This is a genomic window from Ochrobactrum soli (assembly GCF_003664555.1).
GTDB lineage: Bacteria > Pseudomonadota > Alphaproteobacteria > Rhizobiales > Rhizobiaceae > Brucella > Brucella teleogrylli.
Genome location: NZ_RCHH01000020.1, coordinates 49,032 through 60,291 on the forward strand (window position 1 = coordinate 49,032; position 11,260 = coordinate 60,291).

Below are 11,260 nucleotides of genomic sequence, written 5' to 3' on the forward strand. Positions count from 1 at the left end.
TTCGTCCTGTGAATGCTGAAATTTATATGCCAGCCGGTTTCGCTTATTCCGCCGCCACAGTGGACGGGCCGAGGCCGCGTTCCGCCAGACCGGCTCTCACCAGCGGCAGAACATAACGCCCGTAATCGATGGCATCGTAGAGATTGTCGTAGCCGCGAATGGAGATGAGTTCGGCTCCAAGATCGACATAATCGAGAATGACACGGGCAACCGTTTCGGGACTACCGACCAGCGCCGTGGAGGCACCGCGCGCACCGGTGGCAACGACCGGAGCGAACCACAGCGCCTTGTCGTGCACCTCCGACTGAGAAGCGAGTTCGAGCAAACGCTGCGACCCGATGTTTTGCGGCTGGAGGCGATTGGCCCCACCAAGATTGGCGTTCAGGCGATCCAGAATACGATGCGCCTTGGCCCAGGCCAGCTCGTCCGTTTCCGCGATGATCGGACGGAAAGTAACCCAGATACGCGGACGATCCGAACGGCCTGCCTTGGCGGCTTCCGCGTTCACATTGTCGATCTGCTGGCGTGTCGCTGCAAGCGGCTCGCCCCACAGGCCGAAAATATTGCCTTCCTTGCCGCCGATCCGATAGGCATCGGGAGACGAACCGCCCACCGAAACAGGGATGTTGGCCTGGACCGGGCGAACGGCGCTGCGGAAGTTCTTGAACTGATAATATTTGCCATCAAAGTCGAAAGGCTCGGTCGCCGACCAGATGCGTTTGATAATGCCGATATATTCTTCCAGTCGCTCATAGCGCTCGGTCTTGGACAGGAAGTCACCTTCCTGCGCCTGATCGGCATCGCTGCCGCCTGCGATAAAATGCACCACGACACGTCCGCCCGACAACTGATCGAGCGTCGCCAAAGCCTTGGCCGCGACCGTCGGGTAAATTGTGTTGGGACGAAGCGCGATGATGATCTTCAAGCGCGTCGTGTTCGCGGCAATCGTCGCGCCTATCGTGAAATTGTCGAATGAAGAGGAGTCATACGGGACCAGCGTATAGTTGAAACCGGCATCTTCGAGAGCCTTCGCATAGCGAACCAGATATTGCGGATCGACAGGAGACCCCGGAACGGGATTTATATCGGTCGATGCGTTAGGGTATGTAATACTTATGAATTCTACAGACATCTTGCACGCTCGCTGAAAACGCTGGTCGTTGATAGCGATACGTTAGAGGCGCAGACTCAAAAAGAGAACAACCTGTCTTTCTATATTATACAGATTTAGTAGATTATATTTCCAACCGAGCATCCGCCAGCTTCAAACATGTAATCAAAGGGATATGGGTGAAATTGCAACCGCGGGCATGACGTGCCCCTGTTAAAATGGTCCGGGATTTTAATGGCCAGCCCGGACCACCAAACCAAGCACCTCAATATTAATACTCGGGTACAAGAACTATCGACCCCGCTGTCCTGCGGGCCTCAAGATCGGTATGAACAGACACAAGCTGGTCCAAGGACCGCTGCGTAATATGGTCAACCCGAATCTCACCGGAAACTAGCCGTCGAAACAGCTCTTCCGATCGTCTTTCCAGGTCACTTCTTTCAGCGATATAATCGAACAGCACAGGCCGGATCGCGGACAAAGATCCTCTTGCAAGATGAGACAGTTCGAAACCTTGAATAGGCCCTGAAGACTGCCCGAAGTTCACAAAGACGCCAAAACGTTGCAAACATTGCAGCGAGCCGCGCCAAGTGTCTTTTCCAACGCTGTCATAGACAACAGCACAGCCCAGGCCTTTCGTGATCAACTGAACTTCCGACACGAAATCTTTTTCACGATAGTTGATGACGTGATCATATTCATGATCACGTGCCAGAACGACCTTATCTTCAGACCCCACCGTGCCGATCGTCTTGGCTCCCAAGGTCTTCAACCATTGTCCAAGCAAAAGCCCCACACCGCCTGCGGCAGCATGGACGAGAATAACATCACCCGGCTTTACTGCATAAGACGACGTAATGAGATATTGCGCAGTCAGGCCCTTCAACATGGCGCTTGCCGCTACAACATCACTCAATCCGTCAGGTATGATCACAAGCTGAGATGCCGGCAGATTGCGCAGGGTGCAATAAGCACCGTGTTGCGTGACATAAGCGACGCGGTCTCCTGGCAAGAATCCGTTCACCCCCTGTCCCACGGCTGTGACAACACCTGTGGCTTCCGCTCCGGGAACCATTGTCGATTGGGGCCACGGATAGAGACCGCTGCGGTAGTAGGTGTCTAGGAAGTTGACCCCGATCGCCGTATGGCGCAGCTGAACCTCGCCCGGCCCAGGTTGAGGAACATCAATTTCAGTCCATTCAAGAACTTCTGGGCCGCCCGGCTTACGCGCGACATAGGCATAAGCTTCACTCATTGAATGCCCTCAGCTCTTGATATCAAACTCTGGATCGACAGGAATTTGCAGGGCCGTCACGATATGGTTGGTTTGGGCCGCCAAACCAATGATCGCAAGCAGTTCACCATGTTGCGCATCGGTCATCCCCTTGGCACGCGCTGACGCTGTGTGAGAGTGAACGCAATACTGGCAGCCATTGGCTGTCGATACGGCGATATAAATCATCTCTCGCACAACGGGATCGAGAGCTCCCGGTGCAACCATGATCGATTTGAGCTGTTCCCAGACGCGCTTCAAATTAGCAGGATCATTGGCAAGACCACGCCAGAAATTGTTGACGAAATCTGATTTTCTGGTTGCGCGTATATCATCGAAAACGGCTTTAACTGCCGCATCCTTCTCAACGTCCGCATCACTCAACAGTCTGACAGTGGCCATAGTCTTTCTCCTCAGGCGTGCGCCCATTCCCAATAGAAACTGCGGGTGCGTTTGGTGGCAGTTCCGTAGTCAAAGCGGCCTTAATGTACTGCCGCATACATGATCTTTTCTTCCGTTGTCTCTGCTGGCGAGAACTCCTCAACAATGCGTCCCTGTCTGCAAACAAGAATTCGGTCGGAAAGATTCATGATTTCAGGTAGATAAGACGAGATCACGACGACAGCCAATCCTGCATCCGCCAACTCGTTAATCAACTGATGGATTTCAGCAATCGCGCCCACATCCACGCCACGTGTCGGCTCATCAAAAATCACCAGGCGAGGCTCCTGAACCAGACCTTTACCTATAACGACCTTCTGTTGATTGCCGCCGGACAGTTCAACCACCCGGGCATTGTCATTGATCGCGCGGATATTGAGCTGCTTGATCCATTGCGAGGAAAGCGCCTGCATTTCCTTCAGGCTTACGATGCTCGATTGTTCTTTATCGGCAGCCAGAACACCCGCAAAAAGGTTTTCCGCAATCGACATAGTTTCAAAAAAACCTTCGCTTTTCCGGTCTTCAGTAATGTAGACGATCCCCGATTTAACGGCTTCGCGCGGCACATAATAGCGAACTGGTTTATCATCGAGTTCTATGGTGCCTCCGCGCAGAAAGTCTCGCTTGTAAATCCCGGAAATGACTTTGAATGTTTCGGTCCGGCCAGACCCAATCAACCCAAAGACGCCGGTGATCTGTCCCTCAAAGATAGAAAACGAGTTGTTGCGGACCGCACTCCCCATGGAGATATCTTGAACCGACAGTATTTTTCGGCCCGCATGACGCAAACCCGACGCATCTCGTTGGCGATATAGGTCGCCCGAAAGAGAACGACCGACCATGGCAGCCACGATCTTTTCGCGGTTGAAATCTTCAACCGCACCGCTTGCGACCAATTCTCCATCACGCAGGATCGTGATCCTGTCCGAAATCATCAGCGCTTCTTCCAGCGCATGGCTGATGAACACAATCGAAACACCCTTGGCTTTCAACCGTCGGATCAGCGCAAAGAAATGGCGCTTTTCTTCGGGCGTTAGCGTTGCTGTCGGCTCATCGAAGATGATGACTTTTGCATTGTGGTGTACAGCACGGGCAATCTCGACCATCTGCTTTTTGGCCGCTCCGAGCGTTTCCACCATCGCAGTCGGATCTACGGAAAAGCTCAGCGACTGTAAAAATTGTTGCGCTGAGATATAGATCCCTCGGAGACGATTAAGGAATTTTTCAGACCCGAGATAGAGGTTCTGCGCAACTGTCATGGAAGGTACCAGACTGGTCTCCTGAAAGACCATTGCGACGCCTGCTTCCAAAGCTTCATTCGGCGATGAAAAATGAACTTCCTTTCCATTGTAAATCACGACGCCCGAGGTCGGTTCAACGACACCGGCAATCATCTTGGTGAGGGTCGATTTTCCGGCCCCATTTTCACCAAGCAACGAGTGAACCTCGCCGCGTTTCAGTCTGAAATCGACATTCTTCACAGCGGGAACGCCACGATATTCCTTGGTGACGTTCTTCAGTTCGACAACAATATCGTCTGCCTGAGCCATCAGTGCACCTTCTCATGGCTATGATCGACCGATCCTGCATCAACAACACAGTCGCCGCCCTTGCTGGCGACCAGCAACCGTCCGTTGCGTTCTATAACGCTGCAGGTACCATGGCGTTGGCCATTGGCTCGGCTATGATAGCTGAGAACCGGTTGGAACTGCTTGTCGAGCCGTACGACAAGTCCATAGGACCTGCTTGGAGCCCATGGTTTATGAACACCCATGGTTTTGATGCCACCGCATTGCAGTGGTTCGAGAAAACTGCGTCCAGATGACAATGCGGGCGCAATCCAGAATTCCTGCGGAACCTGATCAATCATATCATTACGGTAATGTCTCTCCTGCAAAACAAGCTCGATCAGTCGATTGCGCGGTGCAAAAAACGCCAGCCACGCACCATCACCTGATGCTGGCGACAAGCGGGCGGGATAACCCGGCAACTTGTCAGCAACGATGCGTTTTTCGCCTGTCTCTGCGTCGAGAAAGACCAAGCGGTGCTTCCAGCTCTCACTAAAGACCACGCCACCGGTGGTCGGCAAAAGCCCATAAGGATAAGCAAGTCCCGAAGCGACTTGCTGAAACTGTGTAGCGCCAACAGCCCGCCTCCAGATGGAGCCTGACGAGCCATGGCGCATCAAATCGGCTGACCAATTGGCTGCCGAGTGATCCGCAGACCCATTGGCCAACCACAAGGTTCCATCCACAGCATAGCTGAGAGCTGTGATACAACCAATCTTCGCAGACAAAGGCTGCTCGTGATTGTTGATGAGGAGTTTCCCGGTTTCAAGGGCCACAGCGAGTTCACCAGAAGGTCCAGACGCGAGGCTCGTCACCGGGGTAGAAAAGCGCTCGACGACTTCAGGCGCGTTGTTGGCGGTCAGCCGGAAAACAGCGTTCCCGCTCGAAGCAAGAAGCGCGCTGCCTGATAAAACAAGATTATCAGCCTCGTTGAGGCTTGCAAAAACGGAAGCCTCATCAAGAAGGGTATTGGGACGGAACGCACCGTCAAGCGGAGGTATTGTCACAGCCTTGCCGCGGAAGAAATCCAGGATCGGATCAAGGATCATTGTTTTTCTCCCCAGTACGAGGCAGGACCTGTCCAGTCCGTGGCAGCACCGGCGATCTTATAGCGACCGATACGGTTGTTCAGGATACCGCCGACAAAGAGATAACCCTTATGTTCGCGCATTGAAGTTACCATAGGGTGCGAGACACCCGACAAATCGCCCAGCGTATCGATGGTCTTTCCCGTTTCATCAAACTTCACCACACCGCCAGTGTTAATATTCGGGAACAGCCATTCATCCTGTGGCAAGCGGCGCGTCATGCGCTTGCGCATATCAGGATGGCGCAGTGATAGATCAAAGCTTGGCGTGCGCATGCCGAGCCACGCCATCCAGTAGCTTCCATCAGATGCGCGATTGATATTGTCCGGATAGCCGGGCATGTCTTTGATGACACATTCAGCCGTTCCTGCCTTTGGTCCTTCCAGCCAATAGCGATGTACCCTGCAGGCCCAGCTTTCGGCAAAATAGATCGACTTTCCGTCATGGGCCACACAGACACCGTTGGTATAACGATAGCCATCCAGAAGTGTTTTCGTCGAACCGTCTTTGGGGTCATAAACCAGAAGCCGTCCAGTCGGACGGTTCTCAATGGAATCGAGCGCCCAGTCATGAGCGTCATAGCGTTTGGTTGAATCGGTGAAATATATGCGTCCGTCCGGGGCAATGTCACAATCATTGGGATCACGCAAGCGCGCGTCATCTACAATAGACGTCAATGAGCGCGCGGTCTCTGCCGACAGTTTCTTCACTTCCCGCTCTGGCGAAATAGAGTACAGGCCCATCGCTCCGACACAGGAAATCAGATTGCCAGCCTTGTCAAAGGCAAGTCCGAGCGGAAAGCCGCCGACGTGAGCAAAGACTTCCGAACGCGAGTAGTCTGGAGCAAAGAAGCGGATAATCTCTCCATGGCGAGTTCCGCAATAAAGGTTGTCGTCGCGATCAAGAATGACGTCTTCCGGTCCTTCGAGCTCGCCGAGACCGATATAATCCGTCCTTGAGAGGCGGTCATCCAGTTCATATGGTGTGCCGGAGCCCGGCGAGGCAGACAAAGTCTCGCCCATTTTGAGGTAAACTGGTGCTACATAAATCTCATTGAGAACTTTGTGACGGTTCTTCAACCAGCGAATATCGACTGTGACAGCAACGGCGAGCATGACGCCCAGAACAAGCTGCGTCGTGCCTGTCCCGTAACCGAGACGAATGAGCCCATTGGTCATGACGAGAACAATGATCGCACCCATCATGCCCTTCACGACGGAGCCGCGGCCGCCACCCAGACTGTTCCCACCAACCACCGCGGCGGTAAGCGCCAGAATTTCGAGGTTCAGGCCTGTACCGGGTCCAACACCGCTCAAACGACAAGCAATGAGAAAGCCTGCGAGAGACGCGCACAATCCCGAGAAGACATAGGTGAAGAATACCGTCCGACGTACACGGATACCGGCGTTGTGCGCAGAACGGCGGGAACCGCCGACAGCCAGAATATGCCAGCCTGGCCGCGATCGCGTAAGAACGATATGTGTGATGATAGCCATCAGAATCGCAGCAATCACCGACGCGGAGAAACCGAAAATAGTTTCGTCACCGATGAAATCCCAAACATCGGAGGAAGCGAGAGACGTTTGCACGGCAGCAGCAAAATTCACGACGAGAATATCGTATATGGCGCGACCAATAATAAATGTCACCAGTGTAGTGATAAACGCACGCAGCCTTAAAATGCCAACCAGATACCCATTGAGAGCACCATAGACTACGCCGGTAGCAATGGAAGCGAGCAGCGCTAGCCAGACCGGCTGCTCGAAGATAAAGAATACGGTGACAGCAGAGAACGCAGAAAGCGCGAAGATCGATCCGACTGATAAATCAATACCACCGCCCAACATGACAACCGTGAGCCCTGTGACCACCAGAGAGAACTCACCCAACTGGCGCGTGGATTCCTGTAAGGACGAGATCTTGAAGAACCCTGATACCTGGGATCCAAAAAGTGCAATCGTTGCCACAAGCACGGCAAAGGGAATGGCGTTATCAGTCCAGCGTTTTGTCAGCACCTCACCGATCAGATGATCAGGAATGTAGTTGTAGCGCCAAGCCTTGATACGTTCTCGTAACGACATAGGGACTTCCGGAATTTTGATGTGTAGCGCCAAAGATCAGATCGCCATGCGCCAAAGAAATGCGCGTGGCGATCTGTCGGTTTTTCAATCAGCCCCGGCAATTCGCTAGCCGGTTAAGCCGCAATTATTGAGCAGCTTGTGCCTGCAATGCCTTGACGTCCCAGCAACTGGCCGGATTGAGATCCTTTTTGGTCGTCGCCTTTTCAAGCGTGTAAATATAGGTGTGCGACGTTCCCGCAGGCTGCCCGCTTTGCAGAAGGAACTTGATAATCGCATTGATATCCCCCGATTGGCGCGCGAGATCTGTCATCACGACGGCGCCATAGGTGTTATCTTCCAGCCGATCGCAATCCGCAGTCTTTTCACCGCCGCCCGTCGTCACAAGAAAGATCTTGTCCTGAAGCTTGGCATCGCGGATTGCAGCGGCAGTTCCTGTAGCGTCGCCGTCCCAAAAATCGATAATGCCGCAAATGTCTGGATGCTGCTGCAAGATTGTGGTTGTTGCATTGCGTGCTGTCGTGGCGTCCCAGTTGGAGTCTGGTTTAGCAACGACCTGGAAGTCAGGGTACTTTTCAAGAACTTTGGTGATACCCGCATATTGGTAGAGACTTGATGCGTTGACCTGATCTCCTTGGATGAGGGCAATCTTCTTTGAGGAATTTGGACCGCAGCCCTTTATAACCGCTTCGGCTTCAAGCTGCCCCAGACGATCCCAATCGGAGCCGATGAAGGCATCGACTGCATAATTGACCGGATTATCTATAGCGATGACGTAAATTCCTGCTGCCTGCGCCTTCTTGAAGAGCTTGGCATAGGAGTTGAGATCGGGCGATTGTACGACGAGCACGTCAGGCTTGGTATCCGACGCAATGGCTTCGGTGATGGCCTGCGCACCTGCTTCGGCACTCCAGTTTGGATCGCGTGTTTCAAAGACACCACCGAACCCCTCAACTTCACTTTTGAGGTAAGCGGCCCATCCTTGCGCCAGGTCGAAACCCATCGTCATAGGCACGAGCAAAACACGCTTGCCCTTGAGCGCCTTTTCATAAGCGGCCGGGCCTGGATCTTCGGCTGCCTTTGCCATTTGCACGGATAGAACCGTGGACATGATGGCGGTTGCCGCCAGAATTGCCCTGAAAAGCTTCATAATGTCCCTTCTCCTTTGAACAGCCATTCCGACTGTCTTGAAACCGATTATATGTCGCCCTGCTGCGCTGTCTGTTCATCACGCGGATTGATAATGCCGTCGATGATGATAGCGGCCAGCAGAATGGTGGATTTGATGAGGTTCTGATAAAGCAGCGGAATATCGAGAATAGTCATGGCATTGAGCAGGATGCCAATCAGTGCAGCTCCGACGAGAACATTGCGCACGCCACCCTTGCCGCCAGACAAGCCGATACCGCCGATGACCGCAACCAGAACGATGTCATAGAGCAAAGTGGAATTAACGACCCGCGTATTGATTGAATGCAGGCTTGCCGCAGTTAGAAGACCCGCAGCAAAACCGATCAGTGCGGAAAGCACATAGCGTAACACGATCATGGGGCGAACAGGCATACCGGAATTGCGAGCCGCAACGGGGTTGTCGCCCGCATAATAGACGTATCTTCCCCATTTCGTGAAACGCAGAAATGCAAAAATAGCCAGACTTAAACCCGCGAAGATAAACACTTCGACGGGGATGTCGAAGTAACGAAGGCCGCCCAATAGTTCAAGCCAATGACCGCTAGGAACAGGCACTGCGTCTTGCGTAATGAGCTGTGAGCGAACATAGCCAAAGACGAAAGAGCCGCTTGCAAGCGTGACAAAGATCGCTGGCACTTCCGCATAGGCAACGAGAAATCCATTGAGTAGACCGATGCCCACAACGCCCGCCAGAACGAAGGCTATTGCCATGGCGTCGGATGTGCCCGCCCCCAATAGTTGCAAATACCACGCGACCGACATCGCCATGATCGCCACGGTCGAAAGGTCAATCCCTCGTCCGATGATCACGATGGCCATGCCCAAGGCCAATATGCCCAGAACCGAAACGGAGCGGATGACGGCAATCAGATTTTCGGCTGTCAGAAACCCGGGCAAAGCAAGGGAAGCCGCGATGAACATGACAATCGCCAGCGCAAGAACTATTCTCTCTTGATTGATGACGCCCCAAGCAGACTTTTGCATTTGCCCAACCCCTTCTAACCCAATGCAATGTCCTGCTTTGTGGTTCAGAAAGCGAAGGTAATCGGTGCGAAATCAATCCGTCCAATGAATAATTTTATCAAATATCAATGCGAAATTGGAATAGGTTATGCGCTCAGGTGAATTCTTAGCCTGCTCATGAATAGATGGGTCGAATCCGATCAGATAGTCTCGGCGAGGACGTGATCCTTTAAAGCTTCAACGAAACGCATCCCGTATTCGGGCAGAGGCGCCGCATAGCTCCACATCGCGCATATGTCAAAGTAAACCCGCTGCCCCTTCAAAGTAATCGGTTTTCCGATCAACGGCGGCCCAAATTTGACGGCAGAAGAAGGAACAACGGCCACGCCAATACCGCCCTCGGCCATTGAGAACAATGTATGCGGCGAATAACTCTCGAGCACGATTGTGGGTGCTATGCCAGCGAGTTTACAGGCGGCGTCAAAGACTTCACGCGATGCGTGGCGCTGATTAAGTGTAAGGATTGGCAGGCGCAGGAAGTCATTCAATTCGATGGACTGGGCTTCATCGGATAAAAACTCCTCTGTCGCGACAGCTAGAAAGCTCAACCGCCCGAGCGAAACCGATTCAAAAAGATCTACTGGCGCGAGAGGGCGCGCGCTGATCGTCAAATGAACAGCGCCCGCCCGCAACTTATCAGCCAGTTCTGGTCCGCCGCCATCTTCAATGCGAATGCTTACACCTGGATTCTCCCGGCTCCAGTTTTTGATGAAATTCGGTAAATAACGTTCAATGAGTTGCGAACAGGCACCCAATTTCAAGACACCGCTCTCGCCGCTACCGAGGTTGTCGGCCAGCACCCTAAGGCTGCGATCCGCCAGAACAATGTCGTTCACTTTCTCAAGAAGAGCGTCGCCATGGGCCGTGAGCCGGACATTCCGCCCGCTTTTCTCGAAGAGTTCGACACCCAGATAATCTTCAAGCCCCTTGATCTGACGTGACAACGCAGACTGGGTGATATTGAGCCGCTGTGCGGCAAGTGTAAAATTCATTAATTCCGCAGCCGCGACAAATCCATTGAAATTACGAATATCCAAGTGGCCCCGCCTCTCTTATTCTTACGTTTCTAAGGCTGAGCTTATACGCTAGCGCGAAAGCTTCAAGAAATCTGATTTCAATCTTAGAAACTATGCGTCGATGATGAAATCATCAGCCGAGATTGGCAACATGAATGAGGCACTGTACCCTTATAACCTGTGCGCAGATGCGTGTTGATCTATGATGCAGTGATTGCGCGGATTACAGGCCAGCGATATCGCGCCAGATAGTATTGGCGGTTTGGCGCAGCTCGCGATGAATGGCAGAGGTGAAGCGGTCACGGGGAAAATGATGAAGGTTGCAGATCGGGTCGTGAATGGATGCGAAACATTACAAATGTCGCGTTAACTTGAAGCGTAAGCGCTGTCCTGACCCCACCTTCCGGATCATCGCTTGATCATTGATGTTCAACCTCGAAAGAGGGCTAGGACATATGTCGATTTCAGAAC

At 52.9% G+C, this 11,260-nt stretch carries 9 protein-coding genes; all 9 read right to left on the reverse strand.

The features are described from left to right. Positions 1–43: 43 nt before the first annotated feature. The 9 genes from D8666_RS21360 to D8666_RS21400 all read right to left on the reverse strand — a co-directional run bounded on the left by D8666_RS21360 (position 44) and on the right by D8666_RS21400 (position 10,810). A complete protein-coding gene (locus D8666_RS21360; RefSeq protein ID WP_109366339.1) occupies positions 44–1,132 on the reverse strand; it encodes an LLM class flavin-dependent oxidoreductase in 1,089 nt (362 codons plus the stop codon). Positions 1,133–1,382: 250 nt separating this feature from the next. Then, entirely contained in the window at positions 1,383–2,366 is a 984-nt protein-coding gene (locus tag D8666_RS21365; protein WP_109366340.1) for a quinone oxidoreductase family protein, read from the reverse strand. A 9-nt stretch (positions 2,367–2,375) separates the two neighbouring features. After that, on the reverse strand, positions 2,376–2,786 hold the full coding sequence (locus tag D8666_RS21370) for a carboxymuconolactone decarboxylase family protein (RefSeq protein ID WP_109366341.1): 411 nt from the start codon (positions 2,784–2,786) through the stop codon (positions 2,376–2,378). Between the two features lie 80 nt (positions 2,787–2,866). Then, positions 2,867–4,375 (reverse strand): sugar ABC transporter ATP-binding protein, encoded by a 1,509-nt coding sequence (locus D8666_RS21375; RefSeq protein WP_109366342.1) that lies wholly within the window; start codon positions 4,373–4,375, stop codon positions 2,867–2,869. Continuing rightward, the gene (locus D8666_RS21380; protein ID WP_109366343.1) at positions 4,375–5,442 is read right to left on the reverse strand and encodes a hypothetical protein; all 1,068 of its coding nucleotides are present in this window, start codon (positions 5,440–5,442) and stop codon (positions 4,375–4,377) included. The genes D8666_RS21375 and D8666_RS21380 overlap by 1 nt, the downstream gene beginning before the upstream one ends. After that, entirely contained in the window at positions 5,439–7,562 is a 2,124-nt protein-coding gene (locus tag D8666_RS21385) for an ABC transporter permease (RefSeq protein ID WP_121539340.1), read from the reverse strand. The genes D8666_RS21380 and D8666_RS21385 overlap by 4 nt, the downstream gene beginning before the upstream one ends. Before the next feature lie 124 nt (positions 7,563–7,686). Then, positions 7,687–8,670: a sugar ABC transporter substrate-binding protein gene (locus D8666_RS21390; RefSeq protein ID WP_371830844.1), complete on the reverse strand. Its 984-nt coding sequence runs from the start codon at positions 8,668–8,670 to the stop codon at positions 7,687–7,689. An 86-nt stretch (positions 8,671–8,756) separates the two neighbouring features. Further along, entirely contained in the window at positions 8,757–9,734 is a 978-nt protein-coding gene (locus D8666_RS21395) for an ABC transporter permease (protein WP_121539342.1), read from the reverse strand. A gap of 179 nt (positions 9,735–9,913) precedes the next feature. Continuing rightward, on the reverse strand, positions 9,914–10,810 hold the full coding sequence (locus tag D8666_RS21400) for a LysR family transcriptional regulator (protein ID WP_146200161.1): 897 nt from the start codon (positions 10,808–10,810) through the stop codon (positions 9,914–9,916). Between the last annotated feature and the right edge of the window lie 450 nt (positions 10,811–11,260).

What these genes read in the sequence shown, in the direction of transcription:
- D8666_RS21360 (WP_109366339.1), bottom strand. Translation starts at nt 1,132, where the DNA reads ATGTCTGTAGAATTCATAAGTATTACATACCCTAACGCATCGACCGAT.
- D8666_RS21365 (WP_109366340.1), bottom strand. Translation starts at nt 2,366, where the DNA reads ATGAGTGAAGCTTATGCCTATGTCGCGCGTAAGCCGGGCGGCCCAGAA.
- D8666_RS21390 (WP_371830844.1), bottom strand. Translation starts at nt 8,670, where the DNA reads ATGTCCACGGTTCTATCCGTGCAAATGGCAAAGGCAGCCGAAGATCCA.
- D8666_RS21370 (WP_109366341.1), bottom strand. Translation starts at nt 2,786, where the DNA reads ATGGCCACTGTCAGACTGTTGAGTGATGCGGACGTTGAGAAGGATGCG.
- D8666_RS21385 (WP_121539340.1), bottom strand. Translation starts at nt 7,562, where the DNA reads ATGTCGTTACGAGAACGTATCAAGGCTTGGCGCTACAACTACATTCCT.
- D8666_RS21380 (WP_109366343.1), bottom strand. Translation starts at nt 5,442, where the DNA reads ATGATCCTTGATCCGATCCTGGATTTCTTCCGCGGCAAGGCTGTGACA.
- D8666_RS21395 (WP_121539342.1), bottom strand. Translation starts at nt 9,734, where the DNA reads ATGCAAAAGTCTGCTTGGGGCGTCATCAATCAAGAGAGAATAGTTCTT.
- D8666_RS21375 (WP_109366342.1), bottom strand. Translation starts at nt 4,375, where the DNA reads ATGGCTCAGGCAGACGATATTGTTGTCGAACTGAAGAACGTCACCAAG.